This window comes from Bradyrhizobium iriomotense, assembly GCF_018129405.1.
In the GTDB taxonomy this organism is placed as follows: domain Bacteria; phylum Pseudomonadota; class Alphaproteobacteria; order Rhizobiales; family Xanthobacteraceae; genus Bradyrhizobium; species Bradyrhizobium iriomotense_B.
Window position 1 is genome coordinate 331691 of sequence record NZ_JAFCLP010000005.1, and the last position, 26285, is coordinate 357975.

Genomic DNA, 26285 nt, shown 5'->3' on the forward strand with positions numbered 1-26285 from the left:
GGTCATCACGATGCCGATGCCACGCTGGCAGTGAGGAGATAGGTCATGCTCGTCGGTCATCAGCCCAAGGAATTCCTGCTCGCCGTCGAAGCGCTCACCGTGTCGTTCGACGGGTTCAAGGCGGTCAACGATCTCTCCTTCTACGTCGACGAGAACGAGATCCGTGTCATCATCGGCCCCAACGGCGCCGGCAAGACCACCGTGCTCGACCTGATCTGCGGCAAAACCAAAGCGACGTCAGGCTCGATCCAGTTCCGCGGCAAGGAACTGACGCGGATGAAGGAGAACGAGATCGTCAAGACCGGCGTCGGGCGCAAATTCCAGAACCCGTCGATCTACGACGATCTCACCGTGTTCGAGAATCTGGAGATCTCCTATCCGCGCGGCCGCTCCGTGTTCGGCGCGCTGACCTTCACCCGCGATGCCGCCGTGCGCGACCGCGTGCACGAGGTCGCCGAGATGATCTTCCTCAAGGACCGGCTGCACATGAATGCCGACCTGCTCAGCCACGGCCAGAAGCAGTGGCTCGAGATCGGCATGCTGCTGATCCAGGACCCGGACCTGCTGATGCTCGACGAGCCCGTCGCCGGCATGAGCGTGTCCGAGCGCGCCAAGACCGCCGAGCTGCTCAACCGCATCATCAAGAACCGCTCGGTGCTGGTGATCGAGCACGACATGAAGTTCGTCGAAGACATCGCGCACAAGGTCACCGTGCTCCATCAGGGCCAGATCCTCTCCGAGGGTACCATGGAGAAGGTGAAGAACGACCCCAAGGTCGTCGAAGTCTATCTGGGGCATTGAGATGACGAAGCTGGTCGAGCCCGCCGCGGCAATGACGGTGCACCTCTCCCCTTGTGGGAGAGGTCGGATCGCATCGCAAGATGCGATCCGGGTGAGGGGTCTCTCTCCGCGAGTCAAACTGCCTCTCGCATCCGTAGATGCAGACCCCTCATCCGTCGCGGGCTTCGCCCGCGCCACCTTCTCCCACAAGGGGAGAAGGAAGGCATACCGAGCCTAGGAGCGCATCATGCTGGCAATTTCCGATCTTCACGTCGCCTACGGTCAGAGCGAGGTGCTGCACGGGCTCAACGTCAAGGTCGCGCCGAACGAGATCGTCGCGATCATGGGCCGCAACGGCATGGGCAAGACCACGCTGATGAAATCGCTGATGGGCATCCTGCCGACCAAGAGCGGCTCGGTGACCATGGACGGCGCCGAGCTCGGCGCCTTGCCGAGCTACGAGCGCGTCGCCAAGGGGCTCGCCTATGTGCCGCAGGGCCGCATGATCTTTTCGACCATGACGGTGAAGGAGAACATCGAGACCGGTCTCGTCGTCTCCGGCGGGTCCGAGGTGCCTGAAGACATCTACGAATTGTTTCCGGTGCTGCTGGAGATGAAGGGCCGCCGCGGCGGCAATCTCTCCGGTGGTCAGCAGCAGCAGCTCGCGATCGCGCGTGCGCTTGCGACCAAGCCGAAGGTCTTGCTGCTCGACGAGCCGACCGAAGGCATCCAGCCCTCCATCATCAAGGAGATGGCGCGCACCCTCAAGCGCATCCGCGACGAAAAGGGGCTCTCGATCGTCGTGTCCGAGCAGGTCCTGAGCTTCGCGCTCGATATCGCCGACCGTGTGCTGGTGATCGAGAACGGCGAGATCGTGCGGGACGATCCGCGCGACGCCGTCGATGCCGCGCAGGTCTCGAAATATCTGTCCGTCTAACCAACCGTAGTAAAAGGGGAGCATCTCGATGCCAGAGACACTGATCAAGGTCGATCTCACCAAGTCGGCTTACGAAAATGACATGGTGCACAACCGCTGGCACCCCGACATCCCGATCGTGGCCTGGGTCAATCCCGGCGACGATTTCATCATCGAGACCTATGACTGGACCGGCGGGTTCATCAAGAACAACGATTCCGCCGATGACGTGCGCGACATCGATCTGTCGATCGTGCACTTCCTCTCCGGCCCGATCGGCGTCAAGGGCGCCGAACCCGGCGACTTGCTGGTCGTCGACCTGCTCGATGTCGGCCCGCTCAAGGAGAGCCTGTGGGGCTTCAACGGCTTCTTCTCCAAGCAGAACGGCGGCGGCTTCCTCACCGACCACTTTCCGTTGGCGCAGAAGTCGATCTGGGACATCAAGGGCCTCTACACCTCGTCGCGTCATGTGCCCGGCGTCAACTTCGCCGGCCTGATCCATCCCGGCCTGATCGGCTGTCTGCCCGATCCGAAGATGCTGGAGACCTGGAACAAGCGCGAGGCCGAGCTGATCTCGACCAACCCGACCCGCGTGCCCGGCCTCGCCAATCCGCCGTTCGCGCCGACCGCCCATGGCGGCCGCGCCAAGGGCGATGCCAAGGCCAAGATCGGCGCGGAGGGCGCGCGCACCGTGCCGCCGCGCGAGCATGGCGGCAATTGCGACATCAAGGATCTCTCGCGTGGCTCGAAGATCTATTTCCCGGTCTATGTGCCCGGCGCCGGTCTCTCGATGGGCGACCTGCACTTCAGCCAGGGCGACGGCGAGATCACCTTCTGCGGCGCAATCGAGATGGCCGGATGGCTGCACCTCAAGGTCGAAGTGATCAAGGACGGCATGTCGAAATACGGCATCAAGAACCCGATCTTCAAGCCGTCGCCGATCACGCCGAACTACAAGGACTACCTGATCTTCGAAGGCATCTCGGTGGATGAAGCCGGCAAGCAGCACTATCTCGACGTCCACATCGCCTATCGCCAGGCCTGCCTCAACGCCATCGAGTATCTGAAGAAGTTCGGCTACTCCGGCGCCCAGGCCTATTCGATCCTCGGCACCGCGCCGTGCCAGGGCCACATCTCCGGCGTGGTCGACGTGCCCAACGCCTGCGCCACGCTATGGCTGCCGACCGAGATCTTCGACTTCGACGTGATGCCGTCGGCGGCCGGACCCATCAAGCACATCACCGGCGATATCCAGATGCCGATCTCGCCGGACAAATGATCCCTGCGCGACGGGATGCGGACGGTCGGCGTTCCTGGCCGCCCCGCATCCGCCGCCAGGTGTGTTGAACAGGCAAAATGCGTGGGGATGATGCGATGCCGGTCTACGAATATCTTTGTGACGACTGCGGTCCGTTCAAGGACCTCCGCCCGATGGCGGAATGCGACGATCCGCAAAGCTGCCCGCATTGCGAGGCGATGGCGCCGCGGGTGATCCTGACCGCACCGAATTTCTTCTGCATGCCGGCTGACAAGCGCAAGGCGCATGCCGTCAACGAGCGCAGCACGCACGCGCCGCAGACGCTGGCGCAATACAAGGCCTCGCACGGCCCCGGCTGCGGCTGCTGCTCGTCGGGCAAGACTGTGAAGGACAAGGGCTCGACGGACAGGAAAAAGCCGGCGCGGTTGATGACCAAGACCAGGAGCGGCGCCAAGGGCTTTCCGACGGCGCGTCCCTGGATGATCAGCCACTAACCCACGCGATGACATCAAACGAATAACGACAGGAGCGCTCGACATGCTTCACGGTGATATCTCCAGCAGCAACGACACGGTCGGCGTCGCGGTGGTCAACTACAAGATGCCTCGCCTGCACACCAAGGCCGAGGTGCTCGACAACGCCCGCAACATCGCCGACATGATCGTCGGCATGAAGGTGGGCCTGCCCGGCATGGACCTCGTGATCTTCCCGGAATATTCCACGCAAGGGATCATGTACGACTCCAAGGAGATGTACGAGACGGCCTCCGTGGTGCCGGGCGAGGAGACCGCGATCTTCGCCGAGGCCTGCCGCAAGGCCAAGGTATGGGGCGTGTTCTCGCTCACCGGCGAGCGCCACGAGGAGCATCCGCACAAGGCGCCCTACAACACCCTGATCCTGATGAACGACAAGGGCGAGATCGTGCAGAAGTATCGCAAGATCATGCCGTGGGTGCCGATCGAAGGCTGGTATCCCGGCAATTGCACCTATGTCTCCGAGGGCCCGAAGGGCCTCAAGGTCAGCCTGATCATCTGCGACGACGGCAATTATCCGGAGATCTGGCGCGACTGCGCCATGAAGGGCGCCGAGCTGATCGTGCGTTGCCAGGGCTATATGTATCCGGCCAAGGAACAGCAGGTCATGATCTCCAAGGCCATGGCCTGGGCCAACAACGTCTATGTCGCGGTCGCCAATGCCGCCGGCTTCGACGGCGTCTATTCCTATTTCGGTCATTCTGCGATCATCGGCTTCGACGGCCGCACCCTCGGCGAGTGCGGCGAGGAGGATTACGGCATCCAGTACGCGCAGCTGTCGAAACATCTGATCCGCGACGCGCGCCGCAACGGCCAGTCGCAGAACCATCTCTACAAGCTGGTCCACCGCGGCTACACCGGCATGATCAACTCCGGCGACAGCCCGCGCGGCGTCGCGGCGTGCCCGTATGATTTCTACAAGAACTGGATCAGGGATCCCGAAGGCACGCGCGACATGGTCGAGGCCATGACCCGCTCGACGCCGGGGACCGACGAGTGCCCGATCGATGGCATCCCGAATGGGTCGGCGGCCTCCAACTACTGAGTGCTGCCGACACCCGAGGGCTGGCCACGCGGCCCTGCCCCTGCTGGTGAGTGTCCCGATCGACGGAGGGGCGGCTTACCCCTCCGAATGATGGGCGATTGTTGTGAACGGTCGTCAATATCGGTTCGACGCGCCCACGCGAATGACGACGGTACCTGCAAAACCGTGGCGCGGTTGCAACATGACGGCGGGATTCTGCTTCGGTTGTGTGCCAAACGGACGCATTCCAGCGGCGCCGTAGTTCTACGGCGCCCCCTCATGGCCTAAGTTCCCCGGTGCAGATGCGGGGGAATGGAGAGCGTGACGTGAGGGGCGAGGGGCTATCGAGGCGGCAGGGTCGACTGCGCCGGCGCGGCGCCGTATTGCTCGTCGGTGTAGCGGCGCTCTTCGTTGGTCTCGGCCTCTGGACGACGCCGGCAAACGCGCTGTGCGCGCCCGATCCGGCCACCAGCGGCCAGACCGTCACCTGCAGCGGCACCGACGCGGACGGCTTCCAGGCGGGTGCCGGGGTCGACAGCCTCAATGTCAACGTGCTGTCCGGCGCGACCGTAAACGACAACGGGACGCTCTCGATCGGCGTCAACAATTCCAGCACGGTCACCAACAACGGCACTCTGTCGGCCGGCTCGGGCCTGATCGGTATCGGTGTCGACGGCGCGAACACCGTGACCAACAACGGTACCATCACGGTGCTCGACAACGGTCGCGGCATCCTTGCGATCGATCACAACATCATCGCCAATGCCGGGACGATCGCGGCCGGCAACAGCGGCATCGCGATCTCGGTCGGCGACAGCAACACGGTCACCAACAGCGGCGCGCTGTCGATCGGTGCGTCGGGCGCAGGTATCTTCGCGGGCCAGAACAACACCATCACCAATGCCGCGACGGGTACGATCACCGGCGTTGATGATTCGATCGGGATCTACGCGGTAAGCGGCGTGACCGTGACCAATGCGGGCACCATCACAGTCGGCGATTCCACCGGCTTCTCCGGCGGCATTCTCGTGATCAGCAACAACAACACGGTCACCAACGCCGCCACGGGCACGATCACGGCCGGGCAGAATGCCGCCGGCGTCTTCATGCAAGGCAACGTTCAGACCGCCAGCAATTTCGGCACGATCACGGCGGGCGATTTCGGCGTCGGCATTGCCGTGTTGGGCGATGACTCGAAGATCACCAACGGCGGCACGATCAACGTGGGCGGTAGCGGATCGGCCGGCATCTCGATGCAGGGCGACAGGGCGACGATCAGCCAAAGCGGCACGATCAATGTCGGCCTGGCTGGCGCGGGCATCGCCTATAACGGCTCGTCCTCCACGATTACCAACAACGGGCGGATAACGGGCGCCGATTCTGTTGAAGGCCTGTTTGTGGTCGGCGATTCCAACACCATCACCAACAGCGGCACGATCACTGTCGGCACGTTTGGCGTCGGCATCGACGTAAGCGCGTTGTCGACGACCAACCAGATCGTCAACACCGGCACCATCACCGTCGGCGCCAACGGCACGGGCATCATGTTGAGCGGCGGCGCCAGCCTCTTCAACTCAGGCACCATCAACGCCGGCGCCTCCGGTGCTGTTGCGATCGACTTCTGCGGCTGCGGCTCCAACACGCTCACCCTTGGCCCCGGCAGCGTCATCAACGGCCAGGTGCTTGCATCCGGAACTGACACGTTCCAGCTCGGCGGCACCGGCAAGGATACGTTCAATCTCGACCTGATCGGCGTCGGGCTCCAGTACGACGGCTTCTCGACCTTCAACAAGGTCGACGGCTCGACCTGGACCGTGACCGGCACCGGCAATCAGGACTGGAACGTGCTCGGCGGCACGCTTCTGCTGGCCGGCACCATCAACGGCACCGTGGCCGTCGCGAGCGGCGGCACGTTCGGCGGTGTCGGCACGGTCGGCACCACCACCGTCAACGGCGGCGCGCTGGCGCCGGGCAACCCGACCGGCACGCTCACCGTCTCCGGCGATCTCACGTTCACCAGCGCGTCGAGCTACATGGTGCAGGTCTCGGGCGCCAGCAACGGCCTTGCGGTTGTGACCGGCACCGCGACGCTCGGAGGTGCAACGGTCGTGGTCGTCCCGACCGGCTCGATCGCGAAACACTACACGATCCTGACTGCGACAACGCTCCCCGATTCGTTCAATCCGGTCGTCGCCGGGCTCTCGTCGAACCTGCATGCGACGCTGAGCTACGATCTCCACAACGCCTACCTCGACCTCGCGCTGGGTTATGGCGGCGGCCTCAATGTCAACCAGCAGAACGTCGCCAACGTGCTGACCAAGTTTTTCAACAGCACCGGCAGCCTTCCCGTGGCGCTCGCCAACCTCTCGCCGGCCGGCCTGACGCAGGCTTCCGGCGAATCGGCGACGGGGTCTCAGCAGACGACTTTCAACGCGATGAACCTGTTCATCAATCTGCTGACCGACGTGTTCGGCTCGGGGCGCAGCGGTGCACCCGGTGCGACGCCGTATGCGGATGACGCGAGCGCCTATGCCGCGACCGGCAAGAATGCGCGTGACAAGAATGCGCGCGACGCGCTCGCCTCGATCTACCGCAAGGCCCCGGCTGCGACGTTCGAGCAGCGCTGGGACGTGTGGGCGGCCGGCTATGGCGGCTCGCAGACCACCGACGGCAACACTGCCCTCGGCTCCAACACCAGCAGCAGCAGCGTCTACGGTACGGCGGTCGGCCTCGATTATCGCTTCTCGCCGTCGACGATTGCCGGCTTTGCGCTTGCCGGCGGTGGTACCGGCTTCAACGTCAACGGGCTCGGCTGGGGCCGTTCCGACCTGTTCCAGGCCGGCGCCTTCGTGCGTCACACCGAGGGACCGGCCTATATCGCGGCCGCGCTGGCCTATGGCTGGCAGGACGTCACGACGAACCGCATCGTCACCGCCGCAGGCGTTGATCAATTGCGGGCGCAGTTCAACGCCAACGCCTTCTCGGGCCGGATCGAGGGTGGTTACCGCTACGCCACGCAGTGGATTGGCCTCACGCCCTATGCTGCAGCCCAGGCCACGCTGTTCAGCCTGCCGAACTATTCGGAGTTCGCGGTGGTCGGCAACAACACCTTTGCGCTCAATTATGCCGCCAAGGACGTCACCAGCACCCGCACCGAGCTCGGCCTGCGCGCCGACAAGTCCTTTGCAGCGGCCGGCGGCCTGATGACCCTGCGCGGCCGCCTCGCCTGGGCGCATGACTTCAATCCGGATCGCACCGTCGGCGCGGTGTTCCAGACGCTGCCGGGTTCGGCCTTTGTCGTGAATGGCGCTGCGCAGGCGCGCGATGCAGCGCTGACCACGGCATCGGTGCAGATGAACTGGATGAACGGCTGGTCCGCGTCGGCAACCTTCGAGGGCGAATTCTCGAACGTCACGCGGTCCTATGCCGGCAAGGGCGTCGTGCGCTACGCGTGGTAGGCGTCACCGCTTCTTCTGCTCGGGCTGGCGCGGCGGCCGCGGCGGCACGGGCGTGCCGGCCATCTTGTTGGCGGTCTCGCTTACGTCGAGCAGCGAGCGGCGAATGTCCTCGAGATAGCTCGCCGACTTCTTCTTCATGGTGTCCGCGAGCTCGCGCAGCCCCTGCACCTTCTCGAACAGCTCGTCGGCCTTGCCGTCGACGAAGCCGGGCACCACGCTCTCGATCTTCGTAACCGCTTTGTCGAATCCCGCGAATGCGCTGTCGACCTTGGCCATCACGGAATCGATCTCGCCGCCCTTGCTCCTGAGATCGGCGGTGGAGGTTTCGAATGTGTGCAGGCCCTCCTTGATCGCAGGAGCGTTGCTTACGATGGTGCGGTCGACACTGTGCAAGGTCTCGACGATGGTTTCGGCGTCGCTGAGGTCGGCGGTCAGCACGGGGATGCCGTCCGCATCCAGCGGCACCGGCGGCGCGGAGGGCGCGCCTCCGATCAGCGAGATCGCGGCAACGCCAGTCAGCCCCTGGAACTCGATGCCCGCCACGGTGTCCTTGCGGATCGGCGCGGTGTTGTCGAGCATCACCAGCGCCACGATCCTGCGCGGACTGTCCAGCTTGATCGACAGGATCTGGCCGGCAGGCACGCCGTCGAAATTGACCGGGCCGCCGCGGCGCAGGCCGCTGGCGGAGCCGCCCTCGAACACCACGCGCAACTGGCTGCGGCTCTGGATGGTGCGCCATTTCTGCACGCCGAGCAGGCCGCCGAACGCCACGGCGATCACCGCCAGCGTCGCCGTACCGATCACAAGATTGCTCGCGCGTGCCATGAGGCTGAGTCTACGGCCAAAGCGGGGAAGTTGGAAGGAGGCCGCAATGGTACATCGGGCGGGTTAACGACTTTGTCCGCCGAAGCTCGCAGAGCGAAGGCGGAAGCGTGACCTGCCTCCGCGACGTCAATGCCCGGCCGCACGCTTTGCGGCAGCATTGTTCAGCACGATCAGGGCATCGACGGCCACACCTGTCCTGGGGTTGATCAGGAACGGGTTGATGTCGATCGAGGCGATCCGGTCCCCGGCATCCGCGATCAAATTGGACAGGCCGACCAGCGCCTTCACCGTCGAGGTCTCGTGCAAGGCCGGCTTGCCGCGATAGCCGCGCATCTTGATGCCGGCCTTGGTGCGGCCGATCAGGAGCCGCGCCTCGGCTTCGTCCAGCGGCGCGCCGGCGAGGGCGATGTCCTTCATCAGCTCGATGTCGATGCCGCCGGTTCCGAACAGCACGACAGGGCCCATCTCCGCATCGAGCGAGGCACCGACCACGAGCTCGAGATCGGCCTTGACCTGCTGCGCGATCAGGATGCCGTCCAGCTTCGGCTTGCCCTTCAGCTGCTTCACCCGCGCGGTGATGTCGGTGAACGCCTTCTTCACGTCAGCGGCGCTGTTGAGGTTCAGCACCACGCCGCCGATGTCCGACTTGTGCAGGATCTCGGCGCTGACCACTTTTGCCACGACCGGAAAGCCTATCTGCCTGGCAATTTTCACAGCCTCCGCCGCCGTCTGCGCGATCGCTTCCTTCGAGATCGGAATGCCATAGGCCTTCAGCAGCTTCTTCGAGGCGACCTCGTCGAGCGCGGCGCCGTTCGCCGATTTCAGCGCCTTCTCCAGCACGGCGCGTGCAGCGGGTTTCGAGCTCGAGACGATGTCGGGCACCTCCTTGCGCAGCTTCGCATAGGCGAGCAGCGACTTGATCGCGGTCACCGCGCGGTCCATGCCCTGCATCACCGCGAGATGCGTCAGCGATTTGCGCAGGCCCTTGGTGAACTCGGTGAAGCCGATCGACATCGCGCTGATATAGATCACGGGCTTGGCGGCCCGGCCCGCCATCTCGTTGACGATGCGCAAATTGCGCTCGCGCAGCTCGTGCGGCACCTTCGGCAGCTCGGCGTCGATGATGACGATGTCGATATCAGGATCGTCGATCATCAGCTTGATCGACTTCATGTAGACGGACGGGTCGACCACCGCGGCAAAGCCGGCGTCGAGCGGGTTGCCGACGATCGAGCCCGGCCCGAGCATCTTTGCCAGCTCCGCACTGACATGCGGGCTCAGCGGTGCAAAGTTCAGGCCTTCGGCATAGAACGCGTCGATCAGCATGCCGCGCTTGCCGCCGGACAGCGTCACGGCAGCGAGCCGATCGCCCTTGGGCAAGACTGCGTGAACGAAGCATTCGGTGGTCTCGATCAGCTCGTCGAGGCCGCCGACCCTGATCACCCCTTCACGCGTGGCGATGGCGTCGAACGTCTCGATCGATCCTGCCAACGCGCCGGTATGCGCCATCGCCGCGGCGCGGCCGCCCTCGGATGCGCCGAGCTTGAGCGCGATCACCGGCTTGCTGGCGGCGCGCGCCGCCTTGCAGGCATCGCGGAATGCCTTGGTGTTGCGGACGCCTTCGAGGTAGACCACGATCACCCTGATGCTGGGATCTTCGGCGAAATAGCGCATCAAATCCGGCGTCTCGAGCCCGGCTTCGTTGCCAGTCGTCACCATGTAGCCGACGCCGACGCCGCGATCTTCAAGCGCCTGGCGGATCGCCATGACGATGGCGCCGGACTGCCCGGCGATCGCCACCGCGCCCTGTTCCATGGTGACGATTCGATCGTCGATATTGGTGAAGAGCTTTTCGCCCGCGCTCAAATTGCCGAGACAATTCGGCCCGGTGACCGCAAGTCCCGTCTCGCGCACGGCCGCCTGCAATTCCGCGGCGAGCTTCTGGCTTTCGTCGTCTTGCAGCTCGCTGAAGCCGGAGGTGACGATGGTGGCCGAACGCGCGCCGGCCGCGGCCGCGTCGCGGATCACCTGCACGGCGAAGCGTGCCGGCACCAGCACCAGCACGTGATCGGGCTTTTCGGGAAGGCTCGTAAAATCCTTGTAGCAGCGGACGCCCCAGATCGTCTCGCGTTTGGAATTGACCGGATAGAGCCCGCCCTCGAAACCATATTTGACCAGATTGTTCCAGATGCGCTCGGCATAATTGCCGGGCTTGTCGGTCGCGCCCACCAGCACGATGTTGTGCGGGTGCAGCATGGCATGGATTCCCTTGACGATGTCGCTGACGTCGGGCGGCGGAGACCATGGACGGGACGCGGACGCAGCAGACACATGGGCTTCCATGGCGTGACCTCACCTGTTGTTCTTATTGGTGTCGCGTCACTCTGTTCTATGGCGAGTCCTTTGGCAACTGTGTGGCTGGTATGCCGTGCGGTGGAATGAAGTGCGCATCGGTGCGTGTCAATCCGATCGGCGATCTATCCGTCTGCTCCAATCAACGTCGCATGCAGGATGTAGCGCTCGGGGCCGGAGGTGACGGCGTCGAATGGCCAGCAGGTCGCGAGAACAAGCTCGAAACCCTGTGCCGTCGCATCGATGCCGGATGCATCGAAACGGACCACGCTTGAGGAATCCGCGCGATAGCGAAAGTGGTGTCCGTCGCTGCGCGTGACATCGATGATGTCACCCATGGCAACATTGCGCAGGAAGCGGAAATGAGTGTCGCGATGCGCGGCATAGACGGCAATCCCGCGTTCGCCCGCATTAGCCGTTTGGTCGACATGTCCGGGTCCGAAAGCAAGCGCCTGTCCGCTCGCGCCTTCCAGCACGATGGCGCTGGCGCCGATCCGCTTCACCTCGATCCGCGCAACCGGCCAGGTGTCGGCCCACGACCACGGCTTGACCGCCTGTCCCGTCGCAATGCTTCGCTCGAACGCCCGCTCCAGCAGCACCTGCGCCAGCCATGCCTTGGCGTGGATGTAGGCGCCGTTGCCGAACAGGATGAGGCCGAGCAGCGCCAATACCAGGGGAGAGATGAGGCGGGGCATTGTGTATCTCTTTGTTGGTCATTCCGGGGCGGCTCGCAGAGCCGAACCCGGAATCTCGAGATTCTCAGGTGCGCAACTGCGCACCATAGTTCGATGCTTCGCATCGCCCCGGAATGACATTCCCCAAAAAAAGGCGCGCGCGGCCGTTGATGTGGGACGGGCAGCCGCGCGCGCTAACAGAGGAGTTCGGGGATGCTCCTCTCTCAAGCGGCGTCAGTGAGCAAGGGCTGACGCCGGTTGAACACGAACAGGATCAGGGCGAGCACGATCAGGACAAAACCTGCGATCATCTTCAGTTCGGCCGAGGTTGCAGTCTTGGGCAGGCGGATCGCATCGGGCGCAGCAGGTGTCGGCCGTCTCGTCGCCGGCTGGTTGCGCGCATCGGCATGGCGTTCGCGCAATTGCGTCGGCGTCAGGTGCGGCCGTTCGCCAAAGACCTTCTCGAAATCCCAGCCGGCCGGAAGATTGATCGGCAGGTCGCTGAGCTTGAGCGGTTCGCCTTCGGGCCGGCTCGGCGTCTTGTCGACGGCGACGAGGCTGGTGAGCCGCGTGACGATCTGATGGTCGAGCGCCAGCGCCAGGATCGCCTTGTCGGATTCGTCGGGCGTCATCTCGCGCAGCGTGCGCGCCACCTCGGCATCGCCGATCTTGCGCCTCGCCCAGAGCTTCGACAGGCCTTTGCCTTCGGCGGCGTTCTGCAGCGGCAGCGTCACCGACCACGGGCGGTCGCCGACGCGTCCCCTGATCTCGAGCGAGCCGGCGAGCTTGTCGAGCCTGGCCGCCAGCACCAGCGGCTCGTCGCGATAGACGTCGGGAATGATCGCCGGGGTGACGTCGGCCCTGGCGTCGGAGAATTTTGCGGTGAGGCCGGTCACGGCGGGATTTTCCAGCTTGGCGAACAGGCCGCGCATGCGCTCCTCGACCTGCTCGACCGAGCCGATATGGGTGAAGGCGCCGCGGCCGAGCTCGGCGGCGCGCGTCATCAGATAGGTGTTGGGCGCAGAGCCGATGCCGACCATGAACACGCGCGAGCGGCCGCGCATCGCCGTGACGGTCTCGAACAATTGCTGCTCGTTGCCGATCGCGCCGTCGGTCAGGAATACGATTTGGCGAACCATGTTCGTGTCACTGATCTTGTCGGTCAGCGCGGCGCGCATCGCCGGCACCATCTCGGTGCCGCCGCGCGCCTGCAATGCGCTGACGAACGCGTTCGCTTCGCCGAGATGGGCGGCATCCGCCGGCACGGAGGCCGGGAACAGCACGTCCATGGTGTCGTCGAAACGGATCACGTTGAAGCGGTCATTCGGCTGCAGGCGACCGAGCGCATAGAGCAGGCTCGCCTTGGCCTGAACGATGGAGGTGCCGCCCATCGAACCGGAATTGTCGATCACGAACACGACCTCGCGCGGCAGCGGCTTCTGCGTTGCCTGCTCGGCGCTGGGTGGGGTGACGAAGGCGAGCAGGTAATCGGCATCGCCGACATGTTCGCGGAACAGGCCGACCGACGGCGCCTTCTCGGCGGCCGGCTTCCAGGTCAGCTCGAAATCGCGGTCGGCGGGGACAACGCCATCAGCGAGCGTGATGATGCGCGTCGCGTTGTCCGGGCTTTCCGTCTTGACGTTATGGTGGTGGCTCCTGACCTCGCCGAGCGCAAAGCCGGCCTTCAGGCGCACCGTGATGCTGGTCGGATTGACCGGCGCGTTCCTGGCGGGATCCAGCACGGGCGGGGAGATGCGATCGCGATCCGGCACGGGATCCGACGTCGTCGCGCCCCAGCCGGAGCCATCCTTGCGGAAGTCGACGCTCTGCACGATCGGCGCCGGATTGTAGCGCGGGGCGACCACCAGCGGCAGGCGCAGCGAATATTCATTGCCGGACTGGTGCACCGGCTCCTGATATTCGATCTGCACCAGCACGGTCTCGCCGGGGCCGATATTGGCGACCGAGTTGGTGAAGATGTTGGGTCGCTCCTGCTCGGTGAGCGCGGCCTTCTGGCCGGCGCCGCGCGCCTGCTCGTAGATCACGCGGGCCTGCTGCCGCTCCTTGATGTCGCCGACGATGACGCGGTCGCCGACCACCATTTTCAGCGTGTCGACCGCGCCATTGGTCGCGAGCGGATAGACATAAGTGGCTTCGACCCAGTCCCTGGTCGGATTGCGGAACACCTGGGTGATGCGGGCGCGCAGCGTCGGGCCCGATACCGTGATGTCGATGTCGGTACCGAGGCGGATCGCCTCGGCATAGGCGCCGTCCTCCTTCAGGAGCAGGCTGCCCGACTTGGCGTCGCCGGGCTGCAGCAGGCTGGCCTGTTCGGTCGTCGCCGACCAGCCCGTCCCGAAGCTCACCAGCAGGGCCACGAAGGCGACCAGCATCACCGCGATGCTCTGCGCGAGGAGAAACAATCCGACCTTGATCAGCCGGCTCAACAGCGGGTGTTCGTCGCCCTCGGCTGTGTCGTAGGTGCTCATTTGGCCTGCTCCCGAAGCATGTTTGCTGGCCGTCAGCATCCGCCGGGAGGGCCTGATTTCGCGAGCAGAATGATCGGCAATGTTCCGCCGCCGCCAGCCGGACGGCCCCGCCGCCGGGCGGCCATGTGCGGTTTTGTGCTGGTTTGTCCGCCCTGCTAGAATGGGACTCCAAGGCAGGGTTGACGATGCAGACGCAGGCCGACAAGCAGCTTTCGGACGAGCAGAGCCGCGAGATCGCGGAGACCATTCGCGAGGAGCTGGCCAGACGCCGGATCTCCCGGCAGGCGCTGGCCGAGCAGGCCAAGCTTAGTCTATCGACGCTGGAGAAGGTTTTAGGCGGCCGCCGGCCGTTCACGCTGGCAACGACGGTCCGGCTGGAGCAGGCGCTGGGCGTGTCCTTGCGCAAGAGCGCCGCCGTGGTGACGCCTCCTGCCGCAAACGACGTCGCACCCGACAGCCTCGGCTCCTATGCGCATCGCGCGGTGACCTGGCTCGAGGACGTCTACATCACCTTGCGCCCGTCCTTCGGCGACAAGGACGCGATCTTCGCCTACCGCACCGAGATCGTCTGGGAGCCGAAGGTCTCATCGCTGGTCTTTCGCGAGGGTGAGCGGACCGATGCCGCCTATGAGCACACCGGCGAGGTCGCCGTTCCCCATCAGTCCGGCTTCATCTACCTCGTCATCATCAAGCACGGCCAGCATCGCGTGATCACGGTGTCGCGGCCGACGGTCGCCGGTGAGATGTACGGCATCATCTCGACGCTCCGTGCCGGCCCCGGCTCGCAGTTGACGCCGATTGCGGCACCAATCGCCTATGTGCCGATCAGGAATATTCCGAAGCCGTCGTTGGGACGGGTTGCGCCCAGCGACGCCAATTATGAGCTGTACCGAAAGCACCTGCGCCGCACGGTGGAAGAGCCGTTCGCGCTGTTCCTGCCGGCATAGGGTCGCCTTTGAGGAGCATGGATAAAGAGATGGCGGCCTCTCGGCCGCCATCTTTCGTGCACGGACGGTTCGCCGAGAGCTAGCCGGGTTTCTTGTGGTCTTGGGCAGGCACTTCAAAACAAAAGCGCCCGCAAGGGGCGCTTCGATCAGGAGTTGGCGACTTTCCTGTCGACCTCCGAGGCGACGGAGAACTCCTTGCGTAAGGTCGGCTTGTGGATCTTGCCGGTGGCGTTGCGCGGTAACGCATCGACGAAGCGAATCTGGCGCGGACATTTGAAGCGCGCCAGTTTGGCGGCGCAATGCGCGAACACATCCGCCTCGGTCAGCCGCTGGCCCTGTTTGACCGCGACGATGGCAAGACCGACCTCGCCCCATTGCGTGTCGGGAATGCCGATCACGGCGGCTTCCGCGATCGCGGTGAGCTGGTGCAGGACGTTCTCGACCTCGGCCGGATAGACGTTCTCGCCGCCGGAGATGTACATGTCCTTCCAGCGGTCGACGATGTAGTAGAAGCCCTCTTCGTCGACGCGCGTCGCATCGCCCGTATGCAGCCAGCCGTCGGTGAAGGAGGTCTTGTTTGCCTCCGGCCTGTTCCAGTAGCCCGGCGTGATGTTCGGCCCCCGGACCCAGAGCTCGCCAAGCTCGCCGACATCGGCATCGCTGCCGTCGGGCCGCACGATCCGCACCTCGGTGTGCAGCACCGGCTTGCCGGCGGAGCCTGCCTTGCGCGCGGCATCCTCGCGGTCGAGCACCAGCACGGCCGGCGAGGTCTCGGTCATGCCGTACCCCTGCTGCAGCGCGACGCCGCGCGCCTCCCAGACCTTCAAGAGCGGCACCGGCATCGGAGCGCCGCCGACACCACCGACGATCAGCCGGCTGAGGTCGGTCGTCGCGAAGGCCGGATGCTGCGCCATGAACTGGTAGATCGCGGGCACGCCGAAGAACACGTTGATGCCCTGCGCGGGATCGTTGATCAGGCCGAGCGCCGTGCCGGGATCGAAGGCGCGCATGATCAAGACCGTGCCGCCCGCGTGCAGCACCGGGTTGGTGTAGCAATTGAGTCCGCCGGTGTGGAACAGCGGCAGCACGGTGAGCAACACCGAAGACGGCCCGATGCAGGCGGGGCCGCCGAGATTGACGCAATTCCAGAAGGTCATGCCATGGGTGATCGTCGCGCCCTTCGGATGTCCCGTGGTGCCCGATGTGTACATGATGGTCGAGACGTCATCGAGCGTGACCTCCTCGATGCGGTCGAGCGGCTTTGCGGCGGCGATGCCGGCCTCATAAGTGCCGCCCGGGCCAAGCAGCAGGCTGGTCGCAACGTTGCAGAGCTTTGCAACGCTGAGCGCCGTCTCGGCCAGATCAGTGTCGTGGATCATCACCTTCGGTGCGCAGTCGGCGGTGATGAACTGGAGCTCGGGAACGGTGAGGCGGGTGTTCAGCGGCACGAAGATGGCACCCAACCGGCCGCAGGCGAACTGCACCTCCAGCGTATCGGTCGTGTTCAGCGCCAGCACCGCGACGCGGTCGCCGCGCGAAACCTTCAGCGTGTGGCGCAGGAACGAGGCGAGGCGCGAGACGCGGGCGTCGAGCTGCGAATAGCTGAAGCGGCGTTCGCTCGCGAGGTCGATGAGCGCGACCTTGCCGGGTGTGCGGCGGCCATGGTGGGCGATCCAGTCGTAGTAACGAACGGCCAAAAATCCCTCCCTCGGCGGTCTTGTGCCGCCTGTATCCTCTTGCCGGCCCATGCCCGGCGTGGCCGCGAGGGCCAGCCGGAGTTTGTGCACCACGTCTTTTTTTGATTTGGAGTTGGCCTGCGAGGGACGAAAATCGTCTTGCGTTGAGTTGCTAGGAGATAAGCTGCTCTGGAAGGGTTCCCCAAGCCAGCCACTCTGCGCAAGTGAACGGCAAATGTTCCAGCCATGGTGGACGGAGACGAATCCGCCAACAGGGCGAGACTGAGATGAAGAGCCCGTTCTATACCGCCGAGCACGACGCCTTCCGCGACGTCATGCGCCGCTTCGTCGAGAAGGAGATCGCTCCGTTCGCCCATGAATGGGACGAGGCCGGCGAATTCCCGCGCGAGCTCTATCGCAAGGCGGCCGAAATTGGCCTGCTGGGGCTCGGTTTCCCCGAGGAATATGGCGGCATCGCCGCCGACCAGTTCATGAAGATCGTCGCCAGCCAGGAATTGGCGCGCGCCGGTGCCGGCGGTGTCAGTGCCAGCCTGATGAGCCACACCATCGGCTCGCCTCCGATCGCCCGTGCGGCACGACCCGAGGTGAAGGCGCGTGTGCTGCCGCAGGTGCTGTCGGGAGAGAAAATCTCCGCGCTCGCGATCACCGAGCCGGGTGGCGGCTCCGATGTTGCAAACCTCCGCACCCGCGCGCGGCGCGACGGCGATCACTACGTCGTGAGCGGCGAAAAGACGTTCATTACCTCCGGCGTGCGCGCCGATTACCTGACCGTTGCGGTGCGCACGGGCGGCGAGGGCGCCGGCGGTGTCAGCCTGCTCCTGATCGAGGGCGATACGCCCGGCCTGTCGCGCACGAAGCTGAAGAAGATGGGCTGGTGGGCCTCCGACACCGCGACGCTGCATTTCGACGACTGCCGCGTGCCGGCCGAGAACCTGATCGGCGAGGAGGGCCAGGGCTTCAAGATCATCATGCAGAACTTCAACAGCGAGCGGATGGGCATGGCAGCGAGCTGCACCGCCTTCGCCCGCGTCTGCCTCGATGAGGCGATCACATACGCAAAAGAGCGCAAGACCTTCGGCAAGCCGCTCGCCCAGCACCAGGTCATCCGCCACAAGATCGTCGACATGGCGCAGAAGGTCGCTGCGTCGCAGGCGATGCTGGAGATGCTGGCCTGGCGTCTCGAGCAGGGCGAGAGCCCGGTCGCCGAGATCTGCATGATGAAGAACCAGGCGACCCAGACCATGGCGTTCTGCGCCTCGGAGGCCGTGCAGATTTTTGGCGGCGCGGGCTTCATGCGCGGCATCAAGGCCGAGCGCATCTACCGCGAGGTCAAGGTCAACGCCATCGGCGGCGGCACCGAGGAGATCATGAAGGATCTGGCGTCGCGGCAGATGGGGTTGTGAGCGCTCTCTCCTCGCGTCATTCCGGGGCGCGAGCGAAGCGGAGCGAGCCCGGAATCCATACTCACGATCGTGGTTATGGATTCCGGGCCCGCGCCAAGAGGCGCGTCCCGGAATGACGAGGCTGAGAGAAAATGCTGTTTACCGCCGACCACGACGACATCCGTCGGAGCTTGCAAAAATTCATCGCGAACGAGATCAATCCTCATGTCGACGAATGGGAGAAGGCCGACATCTTCCCGGCGCATGAGCTGTTCAAGAAGATGGGCAGCCTCGGCTTCCTCGGCCTGAACAAGCCGGTCGAGTTCGGCGGCTCGGGCCTCGATTATTCCTATGCGCTGATGATGGCGGAGGAGCTGGGCGCCATCACCTGCGGCGGTGTGCCGATGGCGATCGGGGTGCAGACCGACATGGCGACGCCGGCGCTGGCGCGATTCGGCTCGGACGAGGTGCGGCGCGAGTTTCTGGCGCCCTCGATATCAGGGGACTACGTCGCCTGCATCGGTGTCTCCGAGCCCGGCGCGGGCTCCGACGTCGCCTCGATCAAGACCAATGCACGCTCCGACGGCGACGACTACGTCATCAACGGCGGCAAGATGTGGATCACCAACGGCACCCAGGCCGACTGGATCTGCCTGCTCGCCAATACCGGCGACGGGCCCGTTCACCGCAACAAGTCGCTGATCTGCGTGCCCATGAAGAGCAAGGGCGTCACCGTCGCGCGCAAGCTCGACAAGATGGGGATGCGCTCGTCCGACACCGCGCAGATCTTCTTCGACAATGTCCGTGTGCCCAAGCGCAACCGGATCGGCGAGGAGGGCAAGGGCTTTACCTACCAGATGATCCAGTTCCAGGAGGAGCGGCTCTGGGGCGCGGCCGCCTGCCTCAAGGCGCACGAATACATCATCGACCAGACCATCGAGTACACGCGCAACCGCAAGGCCTTCGGGAAGTCGATCCTCGACAACCAGGTCGTGCACTTCAAGCTCGCGGAGATGCAGACCGAGGTCGAGCTGCTGCGCGCGCTGATCTATCGCGCCGCTGAGCAACTGGTCGCCGGCGAGGACGTGACGCGGCTTGCAACCATGGCCAAGCTCAAGGCCGGCCGGCTCGGCCGCGAGCTCACCGACGCCTGCTTGCAATATTGGGGCGGAATGGGCTTTACCAACGAGACGCCGGTCAGCCGTGCCTATCGCGACAGCCGCCTGACCTCGATCGGCGGCGGCGCCGACGAGGTCATGCTGATGGTCCTGTGCAAGATGATGGGCACGCTGCCGGGAAGTAAGGGGAACGCCTGATGATCACGCTCTATCACTGCGACGCTGCGCGCTCGTTCCGTCCGCTCTGGATGCTGGAGGAGATGGGGCTGCCGTATGAACTGAAGATGCTGCCGTTCCCGCCGCGCGTCTTCGCCAAGGACTACCTTGCGCTCAATCCGCTCGGCACGATTCCCTTCATGATCGACGGCGAGACCAGGATGACCGAGTCTTCCGGCATCTGCCATTACCTCGGCATCAAATATGGTCCGACGCCTTTGATGGTCGGCCTGGAGGATCCCGCCTATGGCGCGTTCCTGAACTGGATGTATTTCAGCGATGCCACGTTAACCTTCCCGCAGACGCTGGTGCTCCGATACACCCAGCTCGAGCCGGAGGAGCGCCGCAATCCGCAGGTCGCCACCGATTACGCAAAATGGTTCCTGGGACGGCTGCGTGCCGTTGAGGCAGCCACCGCGAATGCCGAAACCTTGTGCGCCGGCCGCTTCACCGCCGCTGATATCGTGATCGGCTACGCACTCCGGCTCGCTGACAGTATCGGCCTCGCCAAGGATTTCGGGCCAAATGTCGCAGCCTATTGGGCCCGCCTGCAGCAGCGCGACGGCTTCAAGCGCGCCGTTGCTGCAGAGCAAAAGGCTGGGGAGGAGCAGAATGTTGCGCCGCGCGTGAGGGCGTAACCCAGCCGTCGTCCTGGCGAAAGCCAGGACCCATTACCCCGGTCATCGTTTGGAACAGGAGGTGTAACCACCAATCTTCGTCAAATTCCTTCTTGTGGGAATGGGTCCTGGATCAGCGCTCCGCTTCGCTACGCTTGTCCAGGACGACGATGTTGGCGAGAGTTCCGGGTTCGGTCCAATGGACCGCCCCGGAACGACAGCGCGCGTTTTCATGACAGCGCTATCCCGTCGTGACAGCGCCCAAATTTCCGCTAAGGTGACTGCCGTCCGCAGCGGCCAGAGAGCCGCGCGAGGAGGAGCCCAATGGAATATAACGGTCGCGAATCCGACCATCTGATGCTGATCACGCCGGAGCGGGTGTTCTATGCCGGCCTGCTCGGCCGCCCCCGCAAGCGGACCCCGGGTTGCTGCCACGTCTATGTGGCGGTGAAGGGCAATCTGCACCTCACGATCGACGACGTCCTCGCCACCGGCGAGCTGTTCGTCACCCTGCCGAACCAGCGGCATTCCATCGCCAGCGACTATCGCACCGCGATCAGCGTGACGCTCGAGCCCGAGAGCATGCCCGATGGCGTCATCGAGGCCCTGGCCGGGCGGCTGACCGGACCCGATCGCGCCGTCTATGCCCGCAAGATCCTTGCCGCCTATGCGCTGCTGCGCCAGCGCCGCTACGGCGACATCACCACCGCCGAGTTCGACGAGATGTGCTTTGGCGAGGCGCTGCCGCGCCGCCGGCTCGATCCGCGCGTGATGCGCGCGGTCGCCCGCATCGAGCGCTTCTCCGGCGAGCCGGTGACGGCGGATACCTGCGCTGCCGAAGCCGGCCTCTCCGCTTCGCGCTTCCTGCATCTGTTCAAGGAAGAGACCGGCATCTCGTTCCGCTCCTTCCGCGCCTGGAAGCGCGCGCGGCATCTCTTGCACTTCGCCAACCAGGACCTCAACCTCGCCCATCTCGCGCAGGACATCGGCTATCCCGATTCCACCCATTTCAGCCACTCGATCCGCCGCTTCTATGGCCTCAAGCCGCGCGCGATCTTCGTCGGCTCGCGGGATCTCGCGATCTACCGCAGCACCGAGACGGTGAGGCTCGCGGAGGCGAGCTAACACCGGTCTCGTAGGGTGGGCAAAGGCGCTCTTGCGCCGTGCCCACCACCTCTCAGCAACTGGCAAAGATGGTGGGCACGCTTCGCTTTGCCCACCCTACGAGAGCTCGTCTTTAACTAGCTTCTCCGCGCAAGAAGCCGCATGCCTCGCGTCACATGATCGCAAGCGTTGAATTCTCAACGTGCGAGACATTTTTGGCATGAGCGACAAGGCCGTCATCACCTGCGCGCTGAACGGCGTGCTCACCGATCCGAAGCAGCACAACGTGCCGGTGACGCCGGAACAGATGGCGCGCGAGGCCAAGGCTGCCTTCGATGCCGGCGCGTCCATCATGCACATCCATCTGCGCCAGCAGGCGCCGGGCAAGGGGCACCTGCCGTCCTGGGAGGTCGCGGTCAGCAAGGAGATCCAGCAGGCGATCCGCGAGGCCTGCCCCGGCGTCATCATCAATCACACCTCGGGCGTGTCAGGACCGAATTACAGCGGCGCGCTCGACTGCATTCGCGAGACCAGGCCGGAGATCGCCGCCTGCAACGCCGGCTCGCTGAATTACCTGAAAGTGAAGGCCGACAATACCTGGGCCTGGCCGCCGATGATGTTCGACAATGCGGTCGAGAAGGTGAAGGACTATCTCGACGTCATGAACGCGGTCGGCACCATCCCCGAGTTCGAATGCTTCGACGTCGGCATCGTCCGCTGCGTCGGCATGTACCACCAGGTCGGTATGTACAAGGGGCCGCTCGAATACAACTTTGTGATGGGCGTCGCCTCCGGCATGCCCGCTGATCCTGAGCTACTGCCGATCCTGATCAAGCTGAAGCGGCCGGAAGCGCATTTTCAAGTCACCGCCATCGGCCGCGAAGAGATCTGGCCGTTGCATCAGCGCTGCGCCGAGCTCGGCGGTCACTTGCGCACCGGTCTCGAGGACACCTTCTATCTCGCTGACGGCAAGAAGGTGACCTCGAACGGCCAGCTCATCGAAGCGGTCGCCGCCTGCGCAAGGCGTGCCGGCCGCGAGATCGCGTCTCCGGCCGAGGCGCGGAAGATCTTTGGGACGAATCGGTAAGCCACATCCTGTCATTCCGGGGCACGCGAAGCGTGAACTATGGTGCGCAGTTGCGCACCTGAGAATCTCGAGGTTCCGGGTTCGATGCTGCGCATCGCCCCGGAACGACGGAGCGAGTTAGACGTGTCCATTCTCGAAAACACCATTTCCCCCGGCAGCGCCGCCTACCACGCCAATCGCGACGGCATGCTCGCGCTGATCGACCGCATGCGCGCACTGGAAGAGCGCACGCGCGCGGCGTCCGCCGCGGCGAAAGATCGCTTCCACAAGCGCGGCCAGCTGCTGCCGCGCGAGCGCGTCGCGCTGGTGCTCGATCCCGGTGCGCCCTTCATCGAGCTGTCGACGCTCGCCGGCTACATGTTCGACGTGCCCGATCCCAACAAGAGCGTGCCCGGCGGCGGTGTCATCGCCGGCATCGGCTTCGTCTCCGGCATCCGCTGCATGGTCAGCGCCAGTGATTCCGGCATCGATGCCGGTGCGCTTCAGCCTTACGGCCTCGACAAGACGCTGCGGGTGCAGGAGCTCGCGCTGGAGAACAAGCTGCCTTACGTCCAGCTGGTCGAAAGCGCCGGCGCCAATCTCTTGCGCTACCGCGTCGAGGATTTCGTCCGCGGCGGCAACATCTTCCGCAATCTGGCGCGGCTGTCGGCGGCGGGACTGCCGGTCGTCACCGTCACGCATGGCTCCTCCACCGCGGGCGGCGCGTATCAAACCGGCCTCTCCGACTACATCGTCATGGTGCGCGGCCGCACCCGCGCGTTCCTCGCGGGGCCGCCGCTGCTGAAGGCCGCGACCGGCGAGATCGCGACCGAGGAGGAGCTCGGCGGCGCCGAGATGCACACGCAGGTGTCCGGCCTCGGCGACTATCTGGCCGAGGATGATCGCGACGCCTTGCGCATCGCGCGCGAGATCATGGCCGCGATGGAATGGGAGCGGCCGGGCCGGGCGGCTCCAGAGTTCAAGCCGCCGCGCTACGACCAGGACGAGCTGCTCGGCATCATGCCGATGGACCACAAGCGCCCGGTCGACATGACGCAGGTGATCGCACGCATTATCGACGATTCCGACTTCACCGAGATGGCGCCGAATTACGGCCCGGCCACCGTCTGCGGCCATGCCCGCATCGAGGGCCAGGCGATCGGCATCATCACCAACAACGGCCCGCTCGATCCCGCCGGCGCCAACAAGGCGACGCATTTCATCCAGGCCTGCTGTCAGACCCGCACGCCGATCCTCTATCTCAACAACACCACCGGCTACATGGTCGGCAAGGCCTATGAGGAAGCCGGCATGATCAAGCACGGCTCCAAGATGATCCAGGCGGTGACCTCGGCGACGGTGCCGCAGATCACCATCTATTGCGGCGCCTCGTTCGGCGCCGGCAATTACGGCATGTGCGGCCGCGGCTTCCATCCGCGCTTCTGCTTCTCCTGGCCGAATGCCAAGACCGCCGTGATGGGCGGCGAGCAGGCCGCCGAGACCATGGCGATCGTGACGGAGGCCGCCGCCGCCCGCCGCGGCAAGCCGATCGAGAAGGACAAGCTCGACGCTATGAAAGCACAGATCATCGGCGTGTTCGACGGCCAGATGGACGTGTTCTCGACCAGCGCGCGCGTGCTCGACGACGGCGTGATCGATCCGCGCGATACCCGCGCGGTGCTGTCGGAGGTGCTCGCGATCTGCCGCGAAGGCGATGCGCGCTCACCTCAGCGCATGCAGTTCTCGGTGGCCCGGCCATGAGGAACGGATCAGTGCAGCACCGGTCGTTCTATAGGGTTCTGGTCGCCAATCGCGGCGAGATCGCACTGCGTGTGATGCGCAGCGCGCGAAAACTCGGCCTCGGCGTCGTCGCGGTCTATTCCGATGCCGATCGCGATGCGCTTCACGTGAAGCAGGCCAATCAGGCCGTGCGCATCGGCGAAGCGCTGCCGGCGCAATCCTATCTCAACATCCCCGCGATCATCGCCGCGGCCAAGGCCAGCGGCGCGGACGCGGTGCATCCCGGCTACGGCTTCCTTGCCGAGAACGAGGAGTTTGCGAGAAGCTGCAAGGATGCCGGCCTCGTCTTCATCGGCCCGTCGCCGCAGGCGATCGAGGCGATGGGCAACAAGGCCGGCGCCAAGGAGATCATGAGGAAGGCCGGCGTGCCCTGCGTGCCCGGCTATCAGGGCGCGGAGCAGGGCGACGAGGTCATGCTCGCGGAAGCCAAAAAGATCGGCTTCCCCGTGATGATCAAGGCGGTGGCCGGTGGCGGCGGGCGCGGCATGCGGCTTGTCACCGATGCGGCGTCGTTCCCCGATGCGCTGCGCAGCGCACGGTCGGAGGCGAAGGCGGCGTTCGGCGATCCCACCGTCATCCTCGAACGCGCCATCCAGAATCCCCGCCACATCGAGATCCAGGTGTTCGGCGACAGCCACGGCAATGCCATCCATCTCGGCGAGCGCGACTGCTCGGTGCAGCGGCGGCACCAGAAGCTGATCGAGGAGGCGCCGTCCCCCGCGGTCACGCCCGATCTGCGCGTGAGGATGGGGGAGGTCGCGGTCGCGGCGGTGAAGGCGCTTCGCTACGAGGGAGCGGGCACGCTGGAGTTCCTGCTCGACGAACGCGGCGAGTTCTACTTCATGGAGATGAACACGCGCCTCCAGGTCGAGCATCCCGTGACCGAGGCGATCACCGGGCTCGATCTCGTCGAGCTGCAGTTGCGCGTGGCGCGTGGCGAGCAATTGCCGGTGAAGCAGCAGGACATCCGCTTCACTGGCCATGCCATCGAGGTCCGGCTCTGCTCGGAAGATGCCGCGCATGATTTCATGCCGCAGTCCGGCCGCATGATGCGCTGGCAGGTGCCTGACGGCATTCGCGTCGAGCATGCGCTGCAATCGGGCTCGGAGATTCCGCCGTTCTACGATTCCATGATCGCCAAGGTGATCAGCCACGGCGCTACCCGCGAGGAGGCGAGGGGCCGGTTGATCGTCGGCCTCGAGCAACTCACCGCCTTTGGCGTGACCACCAACCAGGCGTTCCTGATGTCCTGCCTGCGCCATCCCGGCTTTGCCAAAGGTGAGGCGACGACGGCCTTCATCGGCGGGCATCGCGATGAACTGCTGGCTCCGCGCGCGAACGCGGCATTCGACGTGGCACTGGCGGGCCTCTTGCTCTACGTCACCAACCCGCGCGCGCCGTCTTGGCAGGGCGGACGGAGCCTCGCCGCCACTTTTCCGCTTCCGGCGAAGATCGAAATCGCCGGCCACACCCATGAGCTCGATATCACCCGCGAGCGCGATGGCAGCTACACCGTCGCCACCGACGGACGGCAAGACAAATTCGAGGTCGACCAGCTCGATCCCGACGCCATCCGTTTCCGCCACGACGGTGTCATGGACAGCGCCAAATTCCTGCGCGACGGTGATCGCCTCTACCTCCAGCACCGCGGCATTCCGCTCGCGATCACCGATCTCACCCTCGCCGCGCCGAAAGCGGCTGCAATGAATGGCGGCGACGGCAAGGTCCGCGCTGCCATGAACGGCCGCGTCGTCGCTGTCCTGGTCAAGCCGGGCGACCGTGTCACCGTGGGCCAGCCGGTGCTGACGCTGGAAGCGATGAAGATGGAGCATGTCCACAAGGCGGGCATCGATGGCGTGATCGCCGCGATCGACGTCACCGAAGGCGAGCAGGTGACAACGGGCAGGATCGTCGCGGAGATTGGGGCGTAGTCGGCACCGCGAGCTCCGCAATCGTAGCAACCATTAAGGCGATGCCCGTCTGCCGGCGCAGCATGACGCCGTGCTTGCGGTCGTCAAGGCGTGGCCTG

19 protein-coding genes are annotated in these 26285 nt (G+C 64.9%); 14 read left to right on the forward strand and 5 right to left on the reverse strand.

Features of this window, described 5'->3' with window-relative positions; genetic code table 11:
- Window positions 1-45: 45 nt before the first annotated feature.
- The 6 genes from urtD to JQ592_RS15020 all read left to right on the forward strand — a co-directional run bounded on the left by urtD (window position 46) and on the right by JQ592_RS15020 (window position 7969).
- Window positions 46-801: an urea ABC transporter ATP-binding protein UrtD gene (urtD, locus tag JQ592_RS14995; protein WP_080133634.1), complete on the forward strand. Its 756-nt coding sequence runs from the start codon at window positions 46-48 to the stop codon at window positions 799-801.
- 226 nt (window positions 802-1027) lie between these two features.
- On the forward strand, window positions 1028-1717 hold the full coding sequence (gene urtE, locus JQ592_RS15000; protein WP_211403603.1) for an urea ABC transporter ATP-binding subunit UrtE: 690 nt from the start codon (window positions 1028-1030) through the stop codon (window positions 1715-1717).
- Between the two features lie 28 nt (window positions 1718-1745).
- Window positions 1746-2975, forward strand: coding sequence for a formamidase (gene fmdA / locus JQ592_RS15005; protein WP_018644393.1), 1230 nt, complete (start codon window positions 1746-1748; stop codon window positions 2973-2975).
- A gap of 95 nt (window positions 2976-3070) precedes the next feature.
- On the forward strand, window positions 3071-3448 hold the full coding sequence (locus JQ592_RS15010; RefSeq protein WP_211403604.1) for an FmdB family zinc ribbon protein: 378 nt from the start codon (window positions 3071-3073) through the stop codon (window positions 3446-3448).
- A gap of 43 nt (window positions 3449-3491) precedes the next feature.
- Window positions 3492-4532 carry an aliphatic amidase gene (locus tag JQ592_RS15015; RefSeq protein WP_211403605.1) on the forward strand — a complete coding sequence of 347 codons (1041 nt, stop codon included), beginning with the start codon at window positions 3492-3494 and terminating at the stop codon, window positions 4530-4532.
- A gap of 305 nt (window positions 4533-4837) precedes the next feature.
- The gene (locus JQ592_RS15020; protein WP_211403606.1) at window positions 4838-7969 is read left to right on the forward strand and encodes an autotransporter domain-containing protein; all 3132 of its coding nucleotides are present in this window, start codon (window positions 4838-4840) and stop codon (window positions 7967-7969) included.
- A gap of 3 nt (window positions 7970-7972) precedes the next feature.
- Here JQ592_RS15020 and JQ592_RS15025 read toward each other — a convergent pair whose 3' ends face one another.
- The 4 genes from JQ592_RS15025 to JQ592_RS15040 form a co-directional block, all read right to left on the reverse strand.
- Window positions 7973-8794: an MlaD family protein gene (locus JQ592_RS15025; protein ID WP_211403607.1), complete on the reverse strand. Its 822-nt coding sequence runs from the start codon at window positions 8792-8794 to the stop codon at window positions 7973-7975.
- Window positions 8795-8920: 126 nt separating this feature from the next.
- A complete protein-coding gene (locus JQ592_RS15030; RefSeq protein ID WP_211403608.1) occupies window positions 8921-11137 on the reverse strand; it encodes an acetate--CoA ligase family protein in 2217 nt (738 codons plus the stop codon).
- Between the two features lie 134 nt (window positions 11138-11271).
- Window positions 11272-11841, reverse strand: a complete 570-nt coding sequence (locus JQ592_RS15035) for a class GN sortase (protein WP_211403609.1) — start codon at window positions 11839-11841, stop codon at window positions 11272-11274.
- A gap of 203 nt (window positions 11842-12044) precedes the next feature.
- Complete coding sequence (locus tag JQ592_RS15040) at window positions 12045-14309, reverse strand: marine proteobacterial sortase target protein (protein ID WP_211403610.1); 2265 nt, start codon at window positions 14307-14309, stop codon at window positions 12045-12047.
- Window positions 14310-14494: 185 nt separating this feature from the next.
- Here JQ592_RS15040 and JQ592_RS15045 point away from each other — a divergent pair, with 185 nt between their 5' ends.
- Window positions 14495-15256, forward strand: coding sequence for a helix-turn-helix transcriptional regulator (locus tag JQ592_RS15045; RefSeq protein ID WP_211403611.1), 762 nt, complete (start codon window positions 14495-14497; stop codon window positions 15254-15256).
- A gap of 146 nt (window positions 15257-15402) precedes the next feature.
- On the opposite strand, the gene JQ592_RS15050 is transcribed toward JQ592_RS15045, so the two are convergent.
- Window positions 15403-16953 (reverse strand): acyl-CoA synthetase, encoded by a 1551-nt coding sequence (locus JQ592_RS15050; protein ID WP_211403612.1) that lies wholly within the window; start codon window positions 16951-16953, stop codon window positions 15403-15405.
- Window positions 16954-17219: 266 nt separating this feature from the next.
- Between JQ592_RS15050 and JQ592_RS15055 the strand changes: the two genes are divergently transcribed.
- The 7 genes from JQ592_RS15055 to JQ592_RS15085 all read left to right on the forward strand — a co-directional run bounded on the left by JQ592_RS15055 (window position 17220) and on the right by JQ592_RS15085 (window position 26187).
- Window positions 17220-18356 (forward strand): acyl-CoA dehydrogenase family protein, encoded by a 1137-nt coding sequence (locus tag JQ592_RS15055; protein ID WP_211403613.1) that lies wholly within the window; start codon window positions 17220-17222, stop codon window positions 18354-18356.
- Window positions 18357-18487: 131 nt separating this feature from the next.
- Window positions 18488-19651, forward strand: a complete 1164-nt coding sequence (locus tag JQ592_RS15060) for an acyl-CoA dehydrogenase family protein (protein ID WP_211403614.1) — start codon at window positions 18488-18490, stop codon at window positions 19649-19651.
- Entirely contained in the window at window positions 19651-20307 is a 657-nt protein-coding gene (locus JQ592_RS15065) for a glutathione S-transferase family protein (RefSeq protein ID WP_211403615.1), read from the forward strand. Before JQ592_RS15060 ends, JQ592_RS15065 begins: the two co-directional genes overlap by 1 nt.
- A gap of 303 nt (window positions 20308-20610) precedes the next feature.
- Window positions 20611-21411 carry a helix-turn-helix domain-containing protein gene (locus JQ592_RS15070; protein WP_211403616.1) on the forward strand — a complete coding sequence of 267 codons (801 nt, stop codon included), beginning with the start codon at window positions 20611-20613 and terminating at the stop codon, window positions 21409-21411.
- Window positions 21412-21610: 199 nt separating this feature from the next.
- Window positions 21611-22477 (forward strand): 3-keto-5-aminohexanoate cleavage protein, encoded by an 867-nt coding sequence (locus tag JQ592_RS15075; RefSeq protein WP_211403617.1) that lies wholly within the window; start codon window positions 21611-21613, stop codon window positions 22475-22477.
- 123 nt (window positions 22478-22600) lie between these two features.
- The gene (locus JQ592_RS15080; RefSeq protein ID WP_211403618.1) at window positions 22601-24217 is read left to right on the forward strand and encodes an acyl-CoA carboxylase subunit beta; all 1617 of its coding nucleotides are present in this window, start codon (window positions 22601-22603) and stop codon (window positions 24215-24217) included.
- Window positions 24214-26187 (forward strand): acetyl/propionyl/methylcrotonyl-CoA carboxylase subunit alpha, encoded by a 1974-nt coding sequence (locus JQ592_RS15085; RefSeq protein WP_211403619.1) that lies wholly within the window; start codon window positions 24214-24216, stop codon window positions 26185-26187. The genes JQ592_RS15080 and JQ592_RS15085 overlap by 4 nt, the downstream gene beginning before the upstream one ends.
- Window positions 26188-26285: the final 98 nt, after the last annotated feature.